Source organism: Psychrobacter proteolyticus (genome assembly GCF_003350005.1).
Lineage (GTDB): Bacteria > Pseudomonadota > Gammaproteobacteria > Pseudomonadales > Moraxellaceae > Psychrobacter > Psychrobacter proteolyticus.
Map to the genome: position 1 here is coordinate 550,514 of NZ_QLKS01000002.1, position 16,946 is coordinate 567,459.

Below are 16,946 nucleotides of genomic sequence, written 5' to 3' on the forward strand. Positions count from 1 at the left end.
ACCATCACCCTGATCATAGGTGGTATTGGTTGATGCATTATTATTGCTTTCGTGATCTACAGGACAACGCGCAGCATCTGGGGCAATGTTATTGGTTGAGTCGGACATGTTGTAACTCCTAGGCTATGATAATAGAAAGAACAAACCGTTAATCTTGGTAATCGTTGTTTATGTACAAAGCATAGCTAAGCTGAGTATATTTATAAAACTAATATATAAGAATTATAAGTTTTAAATTACCAATCATAAAAAGCTTGATGTTTTGTTTATCTAAATCTTTATTAACGCCCTTGCTTATTATCGCCAGTTAAGAGTAAAGCAATAGATTGCACTCAACCAATAAAGCCTGCGTCAATTTTACTACTATCTTTATATTACCTATAAATAATGTCATTGTCAGATATCTTTCAAAATAGAAATTAGCAATAAAAAAGAGAGCTAAGATAACCTTGATAAGACACTGCAGTTTTTTGCGTTACGATTAAGAAATATAAGCGATTGCACATGGCCTGCAATCGCTAAGTTAATGCAAAAACACCTAGTCAAGATAAAGGTTCTCAAGTACCATAACTGGATTTTGTTGTAATCATAATATTGGTGCAACGTAGAGCAATTTTTATCGATCCTTTTGTCGGTAACTGATTCTAAAGATTGATAAAAATTGTGCATGGTTGTGTTATTTGTCTGAATTGTTGGTGAGTTATTATGTCTGCTGTGAAATCTGTACCGCCCAATCAACCAATTGCCAAAAAGTCATGGGGCGAGGCCACAAAAGCTTATCTCGATCCTCGTGTCATTATTATGCTATTTTTGGGATTCTCAGCGGGTATACCCATTCTGCTGATTTTCTCAAGTCTGTCGCTATGGCTGAGAGAAGCAGGTATTGATCGTAGTGTGGTCACTATGTTCAGCTGGGCAGCCCTAGGGTATTCGTTCAAATTTATTTGGGCGCCATTGATTGATGCGCTTCCTGTGCCGTTTTTGACCAAATGGCTAGGGCGTCGTCGTAGCTGGATGGTGGTATCACAGCTGCTTATCGTGTTGGCTATTTTTTTGATGGCAAGGGTAAATCCTGTTAGCGAAGACGTCTTGGTTTATATGGCAGGCGCGGCCGTGCTGCTTGGGTTCTCTTCTGCGACGCAAGATATCGTGATTGATGCGTATCGTATTGAGCTTGCGCCGCCGTCTATGCAGTCTATTCTGTCCTCTATCTATGTGTCAGGCTATCGTATCGGTATGATTGTCGCAGGGGCAGGGGCGTTATATTTAGCTGATTATTTCGGTTCAAATGAGACGTTTTATAGTTATGAAGCGTGGCGCAACACCTATTACATCATGGCAGGGGTTATGACGTTAGGGGTATTAACGACGTTTGCCAGTTATGAGCCAACTGCTGAGACCCTGCAAAGTAAAAAGCAAAAGGGTAACTTAAAAGTATTCCTGATTTATTCAGCGTTACTGCTTATCCCAGGCCTGCTGTTTGGTGTTATTTACCTGATTAATATTTTGATCAATACAGTATTTGATAGCACAGTGGCCTTGATACCGCTAATGGTAATGCCAGCGATTAAATTTTACTTTTTAGCATTGGTCGCGTGCGCGCCATTATTATTGCTGTACTTTATTATCAATCAACCAAAAATCATTAACAAAGCCCCGTTGGTCGCTGAAACTCGTGAAGACTACGTCAGACTAGTAGCGTTGTTTGTATTTTCAGTGATTGCCTTTATCGCTGCTTATATATTGATGGGGCAAGTCCTGCCAGAGTTCGAAGGCGCGTTTTCTAGCTTCTTTGTAGAAACCTTGCACTTATTAGTAAGCCTAGGCGCGGCGATGGCAGCAGGTTATGCCTTGGTACAAGTAGGACTGGTAAAAAAAGAAGTGGCCATGGCAACCTGGATTGAGCCTGTCTTAGACTTTTTCCGACGTTATGGCAAAAAAGCCCTGCTGCTATTAGCCTTGATTGGACTATACCGTATCTCAGATATCGTCGCAGGCGTGATCTCCAACGTCTTTTATCAAGATATGGGCTTTAGCAAAACAGATATCGCCAATGCCGTAAAACTGGTCGGTGTAATTATGGCAATTGCAGGTGGCTTCTTGGGCGGGATTTTGGCTCAACGTTTCCGTATCATGCATGCCATGATGATTGGTGCGATTTTAGCGTGTGCGACCAACCTGTTGTTTGTGGTATTGACATATAACCCAGGTAGCCTGCCGATCATGTATATGGCAGTGATATTTGATAACTTGGCTGCGGGCCTTGCTAGCGCTGTATTCATCGCTTTCTTATCAGCACTGACATCGATTCGTTTTACTGCTGTACAGTATGCGATTTTTTCCTCATTGATGACCCTGATACCAAAAGTGATGGGTGGGTACTCAGGTGCTATCGTCGATAATATGGGTTATCCATTTTTCTTTATCTTTACCTTTGCTATTGGTATTCCAATTCTGGCACTGATCTACTTTGTCGATAGACATATTGTCATTGGTGATAACGATGATATTTATGGCGATGACAATAATGATGGTAGCGGGGGTAATGGAATAGGTGACAAGCTAAGCAAAACCAATCCTAACCTGACCGATACCAAAGAGCCACCACGCGCATCAGAGTAGGCTAAACAGTATTTTACCTTTATTCATTCACTGTTATTTAAGAGCTATCTATGACCATATCGACCATTCGTCAAATCAAGCAGCAGATTCAACAACTAACGAATGGTGAGTCAGATAATCAGCCGCCGTCATTTTGGTTCACTGATTGGTTATTGCATGTCATTGATAAGCCTGCGATAGCGTTAATGACGGATGAAGATTATCAGCTAACTGATAGTGAAGTCGCACGGTTCAATGACGGTGTGGTAAAAATGCAGCAAGGCATGCCGCTTGCGTATCTAACCGGACAGCAGGAGTTTTGGTCGATGAGCTTCAGTGTCAACGAGCATACCTTGATTCCTAGGCCTGATACCGAAGTACTGGTCGAGCAAGTATTGAATTGGATAAACGCTCAGCCAGCGCAACTTGGTAACAAACGATTGCTAGATTTGGGAACAGGGTCAGGTTGTATCGCTATCAGTCTTGCCCATGAATTAAAACACGCTAATTGGCAAGTCGTGGCGGTTGATTTATCGTCAGAGGCGCTCAAAGTTGCTCAGCACAATGCCGTGAGCAATAATGTTGCCAATATTGAGTTTATCCAAAGCAGTTGGTATCAAGCGCTACCTACTAATGATGAGCCCCAGTTTGATATCATTGTCTCTAACCCTCCTTATATTGACGAGACAGACGAGCATTTGGCAGGTCTAACAGCTGAGCCGATAAGCGCGTTGAGTGCGCCCAATCAGGGTTTGGCTGATATCGATCATATCGTCCAGCAGGCAACAACCTATCTATGTACAGGTGGATTATTAGCTATTGAACATGGCTATGATCAAGGGGATGCTGTTCGCAAGTTGTTTTTGAATAGTGGTTTTGAGTCAGTGCATACCGTAAAAGATTACGGTGATAATGATCGCGTCACGCTAGGGCAAATCCAATAGATAGTTTCTTGATAGTAGATTTCTTTGATTATAGGTTGTAGATGAATATGGTAGAGGAGATGGTACAGCTATCTGATGATGAGCTGCTGCGTTATGCTCGACAAGTTTTATTAGACGGTTGGGATATGGATGCTCAGCTGCGATTAAAGACAGCACGTATGGTCATAATAGGGGCAGGCGGGCTAGGTTGCCCTGCGTCTGAGACATTGGTACGTGCTGGAGTGGGGCACGTCCACCTGATTGATGATGACGAAATTGAGGCGAGCAACTTACAACGGCAGACGCTGTTTTTGCCAGAAGATATTGGTCAGTCTAAAGCACTGACCGCAGCGCATATGTTAGCGCGCATCAATCCTTTGATAAAGACTTACGGCACAGTCGCACGATTAGATGAAGACAACGCTTATGAATTGCTCGATATAGCAGCCTGCAAGCCTGACTTACTCTTAGACTGTACGGATAATTTTGCCACGCGCGACATCATCAATCGTATTAGTGTACGCTACCAGATCCCTCTATTATCTGCCTCAGCAATTGCGATGCAAGGGCAGCTAGCACTGTTCGAACCTCAGCTCGACACTGGTTGCTATCATTGCGTGTTTGGCTCCGTAGTGCTCGACGAAGCCGCTGACGAACGTACGTGTGCCAATTCAGGAGTGCTTGCCAGTACCACTGCCGTCATGGGGAATCTGCAAGCCAATGCCGCATTACAATATTTAGGATTAACCAAAAATCCACTGACAAACAAGCTGCTCATATGGGATGGTAGCCAAATGCAGCAGAGACTGATGGGGTATCGAAAAGACCCACAGTGTCCTGTCTGTAGCAGTCCTATAGTGAGCTCTCTATAAATTGGATACGGTGTCAGGCTTGCTTAGTCTACGACTGGTAGTACTTTCACTTGCCTTCCTTGTATCCAAATTATATTAAACAGACTATAACTGAGTAATCTGATTTTAACGCATTTTTATATTGTACTGCCTATCTTCAAACATCCTTCTTATTACCATAGTTGTTTTTTATGAAAATTCATCGTCCACATTTATTAAAGCATACTTTTAATGTCATGAACCGTGTTCGCCAAACAGCGAGCGTAGCAGGTCTGTCTGCGCTAAGAGTGGCAAAAGGTGAGAAACCTGACGCGATGCTACTCAAAGAAACCTTTGAGCAGTTAGGTACGACTTATATCAAAATCGGTCAATTTATCGCCAGTACGCCGTCATTGTTTCCACGTGATTATGTCAAGGCTTTCCAGAGCTGCTTGGATCAAACCACGCCATTGTCTTATGCTTATATCGAGCAAGTGCTAAAAGAAGAGCTAGCGACTGACGGCATGACACTTGATGATACGTTTGCGCATATTGACTCAGAGCCACTAGCATCAGCTTCTATCGCTCAAGTTCATGCGGCACGTCTGCACAATGGCGATGAAGTGGTGCTAAAGGTACAAAAACCTGGCGTCGAGACTATCATGCAGACTGATTTAGGCGTATTGCATGGCGTAACTAAGCTACTTGAAATACTGATGCCATCGATGAAGTTTGCGAGTATTGCGCCGATTATTGATGAGATTCGCATGCGTATGCTTGCCGAGACTGACTTTATCGCTGAAGCCCAGAACATCCGCGATTTTCAGCAGTTCTTAGCGGTATCAGGTAATACTCGTGTCGTTGCACCAACTGTCTATGAAAAGCTGACTACCAAGCGTGTCCTAACAATGAGCCGTCTATATGGCGTCTCTATGGTCGATGAGTCACTCATGCGCCAATACTGTGCAGATCCTGCGCAAGTCATGGCAGACACTCTAAACACATGGTTTGCCAGTCTCATGTTATGCAATAGTTTCCATGCGGATCTACATGCTGGTAATCTAATGCTATTGACTGATGGCCGTATTGGATTTTTGGATTTTGGTATCGTCGGTAAGCTCAAAGCTGAGAGCTGGCGTGCATGTATGGGCATGATGCAAGCCATGCAAGACAGTGACTATCAAGCCATGGCTCGCCATATGATTGATATGGAGATGACGCATGGTGGCAATAAAGTCGATGTGGCTGCACTGGGGAATGACTTGCAACGAATGATGACAACCATCATGGCAGAAGATAAGACCTTTACCAGTGGTGTACCGTTTAATAGTAAAGAACAAGCCGATGAGCTGAATAAAATGATGCTTGAGATTGTTGAGGTTGGTAAACGTCATGGCATCCATTTCCCACGCGACTTTGCTCTATTAACCAAACAGATGTTGTATTTTGATCGGTTTATGCGTACGCTAGCTCCAGATATGGATATGTTTAGCGATCAGCGGGTACAAATGCTAGGACAGGATACGGTAGATACGCCAACGTTAGACGTATTATAGTTTTCTATAATAACTTTATGCTGGCCTAATACATCTGATAACTTCTCTATTTCTGCGTTTATTTATTACTGCTTTTGACTGTCTAACACAAAGGATTGTGTGCTAATTGCCGCAAAAATGGCTCTGTCATGATGACTGCTTTTAAAAGCCGTATGGTCCCGACGATTACTAACGAAGCTGCCATTGCCTGTATCGGTATGTACTGCATGGCAGTCGTCATGGGTTATGGCCGCTTTCTTTTTACCGCCACCTTACCTGATATTATGGTGCAATTGTCGCTATCAACGACGATTGCTGGCTGGCTGGCATCAATCAATTATATCGGTTACTTTATTGGCGCTCTTATCGCCATGTTTGTACCTCAGCGCTCGACATGGCAGGCGATGACGCTGTGGGCGATTATCAGTGTTGTCACCACGATGTTACTCGTCATACCAAATATGTCGCTCACGCTATGGTATATCATTCGCTTAATTGCAGGCATTGCAAGTGGTGTGGCGATGATTCTAAGCTCATCTTTTGTGATTCAAACCCTTAGCCCTGAGCGCCGTTCTGTATTATCAGCAGTCCACTATGCAGGTATTGGCGTTGGTATTAGCGCTTCTGCCATAGTGACATGGTGTCTATTAAAATTAGGCTATCACTTCGATGTAATTTGGCTAGTAGCAGGCGTCACCAGTTTACCGCTGATATGGCTACTGTATGCAGTAAAACCGAGACAGGTAGAGACTGTTGATTCGCAACAGATTGATGTTAAACAGCAAGTGTCAGTGCACCAGGCCTATTTGAACTTTAAACGCTCCTTATATGAGGCCATCTCTGGACATCATAAAGCGCTTACTTTACTTTTCGTCAGCTACGTACTGGCAGGGTTTGGTTATATTAGCTCAGCGACTTTTTTACCAGTCATGGCAGCGCAGCGTCTAACGACACAGACGTATGCTGGATTGATGATTTGGTTGGTCGTTGGTATTTTTGCGATGTTGTCAAACCCTCTATGGGGCGCGCTTGCTAAACGTATCGGTGAGATAAAAACCTTAATGGGGCTAACAGTATTGCAAGCATTTGGCATGTGCTTGCCGATATGGTTTGATGGTGCACTTGGATTATATGGCAATGCTGCGATTTTGGGATTGACCTTTGTCGGTATGGTATCGATGACACTGACTTTATTTAAAAACATCAACCCTGCCTATTCTAATTTACTGATTGCTTTGGCAACGTTGGCTTATGCATTGGGGCAGTTTTTGGGACCTTTGGTGACAGTGGCACTGGCAGGGAAGGATGGCAATTTCAATGCAGGGTTGCTTGTCGCTGCTATCGGATTAATGATCGGATTTGTACTATTGGTATGGTTTCGTCGACAGTCGCCAAAGACAGCTAAGATCGTCTAAACCACGCTACGGCTAAATACTTCTCGTAATTCAAAACTGGTATGAACTTGGGCCACGCCTTCGATACGATTGAGGCGATGTAATAAAAACTCTTCATAATGTGTCATATCACGTACTCTAACCTTAATCAGATAGTCTTCGGTGCGACCTGTGACAATACTACAGCTAATGACTTCCTCAAAGCTCTGAACTTTGCGTTCAAATTGCTCAAAACGTTCTGCTGTATGACGATCCATGCTAATAGCAATAAACACGGCTAGCGGATAGCCAAGTTTTTGCGCATCGGTTTTGGTATGGTAGCCAGTGATAATGTTTGCATCTTCTAAGCGTTTGATACGACGTGCGCAAGGGGTGGCAGACAGGTTGACGCGTTCAGCGAGTTCAGTAATGCTCATACGCGCCTGTGTTTGCAATAAGCGTAGCAACTGTCTATCTATCTCGTCTATATCTGCAGTCCCTGTACTATCAATATGATTATCTGGCATTTCTTAAGCCTTAATAGTGAATTTATTCGATTATAATGTCTAAATTGTGTTTTTCCACTAAAATAACAGAAAATAAAGTAAAAGAAAGCAGGTTTCTCTCTGTTAAACTTTGATATTATTATGGTATGAACACTAGTTATCTCGTATGATAAATACTGATCTAATCAACAGCTAATCGCCTAGCTAAATATATAAATAACCATATCATCTAAGGATTGATTATGTCTGACCAAGCCACGCACACTGTAGCCACAGGGACTGCAAAGATCACATCAAAAAGTGCCGATTTTGACTTCCGTAAATACCGTCCATTTGCATTTGCGCCATCGCTGCCAGATCGTACTTGGCCAAGCAAGACGATTGAGAAGTCACCGATATGGGCAAGTGTGGATCTGCGTGATGGTAACCAAGCACTGATTGATCCGATGACCATTGAACAAAAAATGCGCTTCTTTAAGACCTTAGTAGATGTTGGTTTTAAAGAGATTGAGATTGGTTTCCCGTCAGCGGCGCAGGTAGAGTTTGACTTTGCGCGTAAGCTTATCGAAGAAAACCACGTACCTGAAGATGTAACGCTACAAGTATTGGTACAAGCGCGCGAGCATTTGATTGCCCGTACTTTTGAATCATTAAAAGGTGCGAAACGTGCGGTTGTCCATGTCTATAACTCAACCAGCCGTGTACAACGCGAAAAAGTCTATGGCAAAGATAAAGCTGAAATCAAAGAGATTGCGATTACAGGCGCCAAGCTATTACAAGAATATGCAGCAAAGTATCCTGAGACAGATTGGGTATTTCAGTACTCGCCAGAGAGCTTTAGCCAGACAGAAACTGAATATGCAGTAGAGGTTTGCGATGCAGTGTGTGATGTGTGGCAACCACAGCAAGGTCAGGAAGTTATTTTTAACTTGCCAGCGACGGTCGAGGCTTCTATGCCCAATGTCTTTGCTGATCAAGTAGAGTACTTCTGCCGTAATTTAGCCCAGCGTGAGCACGTGATTGTAAGCTTGCATACTCATAATGACCGTGGCTGTGCGGTAGCGGCAGCTGAATTGGGCGTACTTGCAGGTGCGGATCGTATCGAAGGCACATTGCTTGGTAACGGTGAGCGTACAGGGAATATGGATATCATGGTCATGGCCATGAACTTGTTTAGCCAAGGTATCGATCCTGAGCTTGATTTTAGCAATATGAGCGAAATCGTACAGGTTGTGAGCGAATGCAATAACTTACCATTGCACCCACGTCATCCTTATGTAGGCGAGTTGGTCTTCACGGCATTTAGTGGCTCACATCAAGATGCTATCAAAAAATCTCTTGATTACAATGAAAGCAATCAGAGCGAAACGGATAATGTCTGGGACGTGGCTTATCTACCCATCGATCCTGCGCATATTGGCCGTAGCTACCAAGACGTGGTACGTATCAATAGCCAATCGGGTAAAGGCGGCGTCGCATATATCTTGCAGCGTAATTACGGTTTCAACTTACCACGTTGGATGCAGATTGACTTTAGCCGTGTGGTACAAAAGCAAGCTGAAGCGGCTGCACGCGAGCTGCAGAATGATGAAATCTTGCAGACCTTTGAAGATACTTACTTACAGCAGGGCAAGTTTGAACTGCTAGACTATAGCGTCAACAATAAAGGCGGCGCAGTTTACTTTAGTGGTCAAGTACAGATGAATAGCGATACTATTGATATTGATGGCACGGGTAACGGCCCATTATCATCGTTTATTGACGGACTTGCGCAGCATACTGGCAAATCCTTGCATATTATTAACTATGCAGAGCATGCGATTAATCCGCATCATAACAGTGGCAATGGTATCGATGATGATACCAATAGTGATAACAAAACCAATGCCAATGCTGCCGCTTATATACAGCTTAATGTCGATGGCGAGGTATACTCTGGCATCGGTACTTGTAGCAGTACAGTATCAGCCATGCTAAAAGGGGCGTTATCAGCTTTTGCTCAAGCGCTAAATACAGAAGCTGCTTAGTGTTAAGTAGTCATTGATATCACGCAAAATTCTGTATGCTAATAACGCCATCGCTCCTTGTCTCTAGCAAGTAAAGCGATGGCGTTATTTTTTGCCATAAATACCTATGACATTCCGACTACAGGTTTATGAGCAATAGCATAATGTTACTTGTGTTTTTGGTGTCTAAGACTTACGCTAATGTATATATTAAAATATTATAAATAAAAGGTTAATTATGGAACCTATCTCATTTGCTTCATTCACGCTAGCATCTATTTTGGCTTCGTTGCCTGCGAACGGTGAGGCTATTACCAAGCCGACCATCACCACTCATATTAGTCCAGCCATTGCCGGACAGTGGGAAATAGACTTGGACAGCAGCGCTCATTCTACTCACGCCATGATGACCAAGGAAACGGAAGTTAACCAGTCAGTATCAAATAGTGCGCAACAAGCAAGCAGTGTAGAGCCTAAGGTGATGACGGGCATGGACGGCGGCGTACTGACTCAAAGTGAAAAGCGGGTCCTAAACATTCAACCAGCTACTAGTAAGAACTTACTTGCGTCAGTTGGTCAGTCTAACCAGTGCCGCGAGCTATATAACTTTAGTGCGGATAATGAGATGTGGTCTGTCAGTGGCAAAGAGTGGACATACGGCCGCTATCTGGTCACCCACCGTGAAGAAGGGCTGCCAGTGATTGCGATTAAGACCGTTTATGATAATAATGAAGTAGATTGCTCAGGTAACCAGATCGACCAGACTGATGAAGCGTTGATTGCATTTATCAATCATGATGGTAATCAGATGCAATGGTGCGCTGACCCTGATGGTAACGAATGCTTTATGAACTTCAATAGAGTGTTGCCGTAATCAGGATTGTCCATTGTACTTTACGTATAATTGACAGCTTATTGATGACATAAAAAAGCCGCTATATTAATAGCGGTTTTTTTATGTGCTGTTTTAATTAAAGTTACGACTAAATTATTTAATAAGCTTAGCGAACTTTATAAGTATTTTAGCCTACGAGTCTTTTTTAGCTTTATTCGCAGTCAGCAGCTCTCTTTCGAGATAGTGAATGTTTTGCGCTTCACGAGTAAAGTTATCATCCGCCAAAATTACATCACGATGCAAAGGTATATTGGTTTTGATGCCTTCGATAATCAGCTCATCAAGGGCATGTACTGTCTTAGCAATAGCTTGCTGACGAGTTTGACCGTGACAGATAAGCTTACCAATCAATGAATCATAATAGGTCGGTATCTCATAGCCAGGGTATAGATGAGAGTCAAAACGAATGCCAGAACCACTTGGCGTGAACAATTGACTGATAGTGCCTGGGCAAGGTACGAAAGTCGCTGCATCTTCGGCATTGATACGACATTCGATCGCATGACCTTGGATCTCAATCTCACTTTGACGATAAGACAGGCCGTAACCGGCAGCAATTTTGAGCTGTTCGACCACAACATCGATACCAGTAATCATCTCAGTCACTGGATGCTCAACCTGTACACGAGTGTTCATTTCAATAAAGAAAAATTCGTTATTTTCAAACAAGAACTCAAATGTGCCGGCACCGCGATACTTAACAAGCTCACACGCTTTTACGCAAGCTTTTAAGATCGGTTCACGTACATCATCTGGGATGTCAGGCGCAGGAGCTTCTTCTAGTACTTTTTGATGGCGACGCTGTAATGAGCAATCACGGTCATATAGATGGATAGCATTACCATTACCATCACCCAACACCTGTACTTCTACGTGGCGCGGATTCTGTAGATAGCGCTCCATATAGACAGTGTCGTCACCGAACCAGAGCTCAGCTTCTTGTTTGGCCGCTTGTACTTGACCAATTAGTTCGTCAAAGCGTTCAACCACACGCATACCGCGTCCACCGCCGCCAGAAGCCGCTTTAATCAATAGTGGGAAGCCGATATTGCGGGCTTGCTCTTCAGCATTATGTAGGGTCACAGCGCCAACTGAACCAGGTACAGTTGGTACGCCAGCTTTTTTCATGGCGTTGATGGCAGAAACTTTGTTGCCCATAAGGCGAATATGATCAGCATTAGGACCAACGAAGGTCAATCCTGCTTCTTCTACTTGTTCAGCAAATTCAGCATTCTCAGACAAAAAGCCATAACCGGGATGGATAGCATCTGCACCAGTGATTTCAGCAGCGGTTAAGATGGTATTGATATCAAGGTAGCTTTGGTTAGCATTAGGCTTGCCAATACAAATTGCCTCATCAACAAAGCGCAAGTGCATCAAGTTGGCATCTGCAGTAGAGTAGACACCTACCGTTTCGATACCTAGCGCTTTACAGGCGCGGACGATGCGCAGGGCAATTTCACCTCTGTTGGCAATGAGCAATTTTTTTATCATGGGTTCATCCTTGTCGAAGCGTCAGTCATTGACTGAGTTTCGATACATAGCATCATGTTATTTAGCATTGACGCGGTATATATACCAAAAGTCAGCCATAATGAAATAAAGTATGGCAAATATCGTTACGCTTTGTAGCGTATGACAGGTTGACCGAACTGTACGACTTCAGAGTTATCTACCAAGATTTCGTCAACAATACCACTTTGAGTCGCTTCAAGCGGGTTCATGATTTTCATAGCTTCGATAATACCTAAAGTATCACCTGCCTGAACCTTTTGACCGACTTTCACAAATGGTGGGTCATTAGGACTTGGTGCTGAATAGAAAACACCAACCATTGGTGAAGATTCAACGCTACCCGCTTTTTCTGCAGGTTTGCCTTCGACAGCGGCAGCAGGAGCAGCGCTCGCAGCTGGGGCAGCCATCATAGTTGGCGCAGGCGCGTCATAGTGACGAGTTAAGCTAATATGCTCGTCGTCAGAACTGATTTCTAAATTAACCAGTTCACTTTCTTCCATAAGGGCGATGAGGGTGCGTATTTTTTCAATATCCATAGTTTTTATCTGGCCTTGTACTAAATTCGAGAAATAGTGTAACTAAATATTGTCTAATTAATTGCTAATGATACCTAGATTCAGGGCAATGAGCAATCAATGTACAGTTGTTAACTGAGAATTTTTACATATTTTGACGTAAGCCATCTTTTTAGCAAGAAAATATCTACGATTTTTCATAGTCTGTATGATCAAATGACGCTTATGATAATCATAAAATTTAATTCATAAGCAAATAATTTAACCCCATAGCACAGTTAAGCGTTTTTGCTGATAGCGTAGACGCAACGTAAGTAAGATAGATGATAAGAATAAACCTGTAATCAACGCCATCCAAAACCCTTGTGCACCAACGTCAGTGAAACGCACTAGATAGACGCCAAGTGGTAGGGCAACTAACCAATAGCAAAATAGTGTTACCCACATCGGTATGGTGGTGTCTTGCATACCGCGCAATATACCAGCGACGTTAACTTGCCAGCCATCAAATAACTGATAGGCGAGTGCAAAGATAAGCAAATGCATAGACTGGGCTCTAACCTCTGGGTTATCAGTGAATGCTGCTGCCAGTTCTGGTCTGAATAGCCATATCCCAAGCATACAAGTCAAAGCGATCAATACGGTCCATACCAGTCCAGTAGCTTGCACTTGGCGAAGTGCTAATAGGTTTTTTTGACCAAACCGATTGGAGACCATGATAGTGAGCGCCATGGCGACAGATATCGGTATCATAAATAGCTGTGAGGTCACTGACAGCGCCACTTGATGCGATGCGGTTGCCAGCTCACCCAATGGACTGATAACGAGTGCGCCTAAGCTAAATAAACTGGCTTCAAAGAAGATGGAGATACCAATAGGAATACCAAGTTTTAACAGCTTTTTGATCTGTGTACGATTAGGGCTAGAAAAGCCATAAAAAAATCGCGTGCTCACAAATTCGCGACGTTTCGTGAAGCTAGTATAGGCCGCAAGCAATAGGACATTTATCCATAACACCATTGCTGTCGCCACCCCGCAGCCTGCACCGCCCATTTCTGGCATGCCAAATAACCCATGAATAAAAATATAGTTCAAAGGAATATCTGCAAGTAGGCCAATGATACTAATGACAGTAACAGGCTCAGGACGACCCAATGCCTCGCAATAACTGCGTAGAACGGCATATACAGCGAGCGCTGGGAAACCAAATGAGACACCATGTAAATACTGCGTCGCTATCGGCTGAATGTTTTCTGGGACACCCATAATGCCAAGAACATTGGGAGCCAAATTGACAATGATAAAACCGATAATGCCAATGACACCTGCGGTCCATAAGGACTGCTGCGTGATATGAGGTACTTGGCCGTGCTGGTCTTGACCAATTGCTTCACCAATAAGCGGCGTGGTGGCGATAAGCACACCTGTGGCCAATAAAAACAATGGTAGCCAAATACCAGACCCAACGGCTACCGCAGCCAAATCAAGCGCCGAGACTTGACCTGCCATGATGGCATCGACCACGCCAAGTGCGGCCTGACAAAACTGAGTAATCAAAATAGGGAGGGCAAGTACGCCTAAACGTAAGCTGTAGCTTTTAAAATCTTTGAAAGACAATGGAAAAACCATGGTAAGCAACTTTTTATTCTTTGCGGTAATTGTTATTAAGGTATTTATTATTAATAAACAAACACTGCTATCAATCGACTAAGATTGACACAGCAAGGAGAGTGTAGTGCCGACGATAATACTCCGATAAATAATATGAGCAAGCTTATAATGTTGCATAAGTAGATAGGCAGAGTATGAAAATAAAAGTAAAGACACTAAAATAAAAATAACCCGTCGATCCAAGTAGTGGATTGACAGGTCATATACATAGTAAGATGGTAAAGAAGCCACACTATGATGTCAACGCTTTAGCGCCGCTATGCAGGCATTAATCTTAGGTTTTTTGTACTCTATTTCATAGCCAATAGCCAATAGCCAATAGCCAATAGCCAATAGCCAATAGCCAATAGCCAATAGCTCAGAGATGATTTAATAAGTTTACTCCGGCAACAACTCAAGTGTCTCCGCCATATCCATAATCGCCCGCCAATGCTTGGGCTCTAATGGAATCACTGTTAATTGCTGACAGCCTTTCCTTAGTAATAAAGAATCTTCCAAAGCTGGCAAAAACTTTAGCTCTGATAGTGGCAATACCTCTGTAAAAGCTTGCTCAAAAGTAAGATCGACCATATACCAGCGAGGTGCATCTTCAGTCGCAATAGGATCATAGTGACGGTGTTCAGGGTGAAACTGAGTAGGATCGGGATACCCTGCTGTAGTGACTGTCATGATACCAGCGACTCCAGACGGCTTGGCGCTAGAGTGATAAAAGAATACCTTGTCACCAACTTTCATATCATCACGCATAAAGTTACGCGCACGGTAGTTGCGAACGCCGTCCCAACCGTCGGTGCCCAAGCGCTGCAAATCTTCAATACCAAAAAATTTAGGGTTGGATTTCATTAACCAATACGCCATATATTTGTCCTTCGATTTTTTGTTTATTTTTCAATTTGTGCTTAAAATTATCAGAGTTAGTTTCTATTGACTCACTCTCAAACCCGTTTTTAATAGTTTCTGTTCTTAGTAGAGGCTGTTTTTAACAGATTCTCTATATATTGCCCATAAGTTGCTATGGTGAATAGGGCGTTTATACGTGTTTTTGTTAATAATTTTATGATAGATAGGCTTTTCTTTATCTCATCTAGTCGCTATCCTAGCGTTACTTTTGATATCGATCATTATTGCTCACTACAAAATAAGTTTATTTATGCCCAAAGTGAATACAGACAGTATGCCAAATGACCTGAATACGTTAAGTCTTACTGAAACAACGACGGATACTATCGCGGTAGATGTGACAGACATTCCATTGTCTCTTTACATTCACATCCCGTGGTGTGTGAAGAAATGTCCTTATTGCGATTTTAATTCGCATGAGCTACCGATAGACAGTGAGCTATCCATGTATGAGAAATACGTCGATGCATTATTGTTAGACGCCGCGATGCAGCGACCTTTAACTCAGAACCGAAAAATTGGTTCGATATTTATCGGTGGTGGTACGCCGTCTTTGCTACCCATTTCTCAGTATCAGCGACTGTTTACTGGTTTACGTACATGTTTTGAATTTTCAGAAGACATCGAAGTCACGATGGAGGCCAATCCTGGCACGCTTGAGCATGCACCATTTGCGCAGTATCTAAAGGTTGGTATCAATCGTCTGTCTATCGGCGTACAGAGCTTCGCTGCTGACAAGCTTAAAGTACTTGGGCGTATTCATGATCCTGTACAAGCATTATCAGCAATTCGCGCTGCCAAAGCGGCTGGATTTGCACGGGTCAACGTCGACCTGATGCACGGTCTACCGCAGCAAACCATGAATGAAGCGCTAGAAGATATCCAAATGGCGCATGATGCTGGTGCAACGCATATCTCTTGGTATCAACTGACTATTGAGCCAAATACCGTGTTTTACCGTAGCCAGCCTATTTTACCCGATGAAGACAATTTGGCAGATATCGAACAAGCAGGGCAAGCGTTATTACAGCAATTAGGTTATAGCAATTATGAGGTATCAGCATGGGCAGGTGCGTCAGACAAACCATGTCGTCATAATATCAACTATTGGCAGTTTGGCGACTATTTAGCCATCGGCGCTGGAGCTCATGGCAAAGTAACGATTGGTTGTAACGATAGCAATGGTGGTCATTCATCAGACGTAAAAGATAAAATGGAAGATGACTTGTTAGTAGCGTCAGGTATCTACCGCTTTAGCAAATCACGTTTGCCAAAAGATTATGTAGTAATGAATCCAGATGTCATGGAGATGTCTGAGATACGCCAAATCACACCAAAAATGGTTGGCTGGCAAGCGATTGATCAAGATGAGTTAGTGAGCGAGTTTATGCTAAACGCACTGCGCTTACATGGCGGTGTCGCTTGGTCTATGTTCGAAAAGAGAACTGGATTAACGCTTGATAGTATTGCTGAACAAGTAAACAGTTTGGTCAAACAAGGGCTGTTGGTAGATAGTGATACGCAGTTGCAACCGACTATATTAGGGCAGCGTTATCTCAATCAGATATTACGCGCGTTTTTATAAAATCGTGCTTGAGTGAATGTTTAACAGCAACGAAGTAAGAACACAAAAAAGGCTTATCAAATAAATGATAAGCCCTTTTAAAATCTAAAAA

At 43.1% G+C, this 16,946-nt stretch carries 13 protein-coding genes; 8 read left to right on the forward strand and 5 right to left on the reverse strand.

Annotated features, from left to right (window positions below; all coding sequences use genetic code 11):
* The first annotated feature begins 705 nt into the window (after positions 1-705).
* From DXK30_RS06755 to DXK30_RS06775, 5 genes are all read left to right on the forward strand, one after another.
* Entirely contained in the window at positions 706-2,622 is a 1,917-nt protein-coding gene (locus DXK30_RS06755) for an AmpG family muropeptide MFS transporter (RefSeq protein WP_114701042.1), read from the forward strand.
* A 50-nt stretch (positions 2,623-2,672) separates the two neighbouring features.
* Positions 2,673-3,545 (forward strand): peptide chain release factor N(5)-glutamine methyltransferase, encoded by an 873-nt coding sequence (gene prmC / locus DXK30_RS06760; protein ID WP_114701043.1) that lies wholly within the window; start codon positions 2,673-2,675, stop codon positions 3,543-3,545.
* Between the two features lie 47 nt (positions 3,546-3,592).
* A complete protein-coding gene (locus DXK30_RS06765; RefSeq protein WP_390178031.1) occupies positions 3,593-4,396 on the forward strand; it encodes a HesA/MoeB/ThiF family protein in 804 nt (267 codons plus the stop codon).
* Between the two features lie 170 nt (positions 4,397-4,566).
* Positions 4,567-5,910 (forward strand): ABC1 kinase family protein, encoded by a 1,344-nt coding sequence (locus tag DXK30_RS06770; RefSeq protein ID WP_114701045.1) that lies wholly within the window; start codon positions 4,567-4,569, stop codon positions 5,908-5,910.
* A 128-nt stretch (positions 5,911-6,038) separates the two neighbouring features.
* On the forward strand, positions 6,039-7,304 hold the full coding sequence (locus DXK30_RS06775) for a YbfB/YjiJ family MFS transporter (RefSeq protein WP_201507978.1): 1,266 nt from the start codon (positions 6,039-6,041) through the stop codon (positions 7,302-7,304).
* On the opposite strand, the gene DXK30_RS06780 is transcribed toward DXK30_RS06775, so the two are convergent.
* Positions 7,301-7,789: an Lrp/AsnC family transcriptional regulator gene (locus DXK30_RS06780; RefSeq protein WP_057759684.1), complete on the reverse strand. Its 489-nt coding sequence runs from the start codon at positions 7,787-7,789 to the stop codon at positions 7,301-7,303. The genes DXK30_RS06775 and DXK30_RS06780 overlap by 4 nt on opposite strands.
* Positions 7,790-8,010: 221 nt before the next feature.
* Between DXK30_RS06780 and leuA the strand changes: the two genes are divergently transcribed.
* On the forward strand, positions 8,011-9,795 hold the full coding sequence (gene leuA, locus DXK30_RS06785) for a 2-isopropylmalate synthase (RefSeq protein ID WP_114701046.1): 1,785 nt from the start codon (positions 8,011-8,013) through the stop codon (positions 9,793-9,795).
* Positions 9,796-10,012: 217 nt separating this feature from the next.
* Entirely contained in the window at positions 10,013-10,648 is a 636-nt protein-coding gene (locus DXK30_RS06790) for a hypothetical protein (RefSeq protein ID WP_114701047.1), read from the forward strand.
* A 153-nt stretch (positions 10,649-10,801) separates the two neighbouring features.
* Here the strand turns inward: DXK30_RS06790 and accC are convergent, their stop codons facing one another.
* The 4 genes from accC to DXK30_RS06810 form a co-directional block, all read right to left on the reverse strand.
* Complete coding sequence (accC, locus tag DXK30_RS06795; protein ID WP_057759692.1) at positions 10,802-12,163, reverse strand: acetyl-CoA carboxylase biotin carboxylase subunit; 1,362 nt, start codon at positions 12,161-12,163, stop codon at positions 10,802-10,804.
* A 125-nt stretch (positions 12,164-12,288) separates the two neighbouring features.
* The gene (gene accB, locus DXK30_RS06800) at positions 12,289-12,720 is read right to left on the reverse strand and encodes an acetyl-CoA carboxylase biotin carboxyl carrier protein (RefSeq protein WP_102092842.1); all 432 of its coding nucleotides are present in this window, start codon (positions 12,718-12,720) and stop codon (positions 12,289-12,291) included.
* Between the two features lie 240 nt (positions 12,721-12,960).
* Positions 12,961-14,328, reverse strand: a complete 1,368-nt coding sequence (locus DXK30_RS06805) for an MATE family efflux transporter (protein ID WP_114701048.1) — start codon at positions 14,326-14,328, stop codon at positions 12,961-12,963.
* A gap of 420 nt (positions 14,329-14,748) precedes the next feature.
* Positions 14,749-15,228, reverse strand: coding sequence for an EVE domain-containing protein (locus DXK30_RS06810; RefSeq protein ID WP_114701049.1), 480 nt, complete (start codon positions 15,226-15,228; stop codon positions 14,749-14,751).
* A 316-nt stretch (positions 15,229-15,544) separates the two neighbouring features.
* Here DXK30_RS06810 and hemW point away from each other — a divergent pair, with 316 nt between their 5' ends.
* Complete coding sequence (gene hemW / locus DXK30_RS06815; protein ID WP_114701130.1) at positions 15,545-16,855, forward strand: radical SAM family heme chaperone HemW; 1,311 nt, start codon at positions 15,545-15,547, stop codon at positions 16,853-16,855.
* The last annotated feature ends 91 nt before the right edge of the window (positions 16,856-16,946 follow it).

Bases quoted from the DNA above. Each gene is read 5' to 3' on its own strand.
- DXK30_RS06755 (WP_114701042.1), top strand. From the start codon at position 706: ATGTCTGCTGTGAAATCTGTACCGCCCAATCAACCAATTGCCAAAAAG.
- prmC (WP_114701043.1), top strand. From the start codon at position 2,673: ATGACCATATCGACCATTCGTCAAATCAAGCAGCAGATTCAACAACTA.
- DXK30_RS06765 (WP_390178031.1), top strand. From the start codon at position 3,593: ATGGTAGAGGAGATGGTACAGCTATCTGATGATGAGCTGCTGCGTTAT.
- DXK30_RS06770 (WP_114701045.1), top strand. From the start codon at position 4,567: ATGAAAATTCATCGTCCACATTTATTAAAGCATACTTTTAATGTCATG.
- DXK30_RS06775 (WP_201507978.1), top strand. From the start codon at position 6,039: ATGATGACTGCTTTTAAAAGCCGTATGGTCCCGACGATTACTAACGAA.
- DXK30_RS06780 (WP_057759684.1), bottom strand. From the start codon at position 7,789: ATGCCAGATAATCATATTGATAGTACAGGGACTGCAGATATAGACGAG.
- leuA (WP_114701046.1), top strand. From the start codon at position 8,011: ATGTCTGACCAAGCCACGCACACTGTAGCCACAGGGACTGCAAAGATC.
- DXK30_RS06790 (WP_114701047.1), top strand. From the start codon at position 10,013: ATGGAACCTATCTCATTTGCTTCATTCACGCTAGCATCTATTTTGGCT.
- accC (WP_057759692.1), bottom strand. From the start codon at position 12,163: ATGATAAAAAAATTGCTCATTGCCAACAGAGGTGAAATTGCCCTGCGC.
- accB (WP_102092842.1), bottom strand. From the start codon at position 12,720: ATGGATATTGAAAAAATACGCACCCTCATCGCCCTTATGGAAGAAAGT.
- DXK30_RS06805 (WP_114701048.1), bottom strand. From the start codon at position 14,328: ATGGTTTTTCCATTGTCTTTCAAAGATTTTAAAAGCTACAGCTTACGT.
- DXK30_RS06810 (WP_114701049.1), bottom strand. From the start codon at position 15,228: ATGGCGTATTGGTTAATGAAATCCAACCCTAAATTTTTTGGTATTGAA.
- hemW (WP_114701130.1), top strand. From the start codon at position 15,545: ATGCCAAATGACCTGAATACGTTAAGTCTTACTGAAACAACGACGGAT.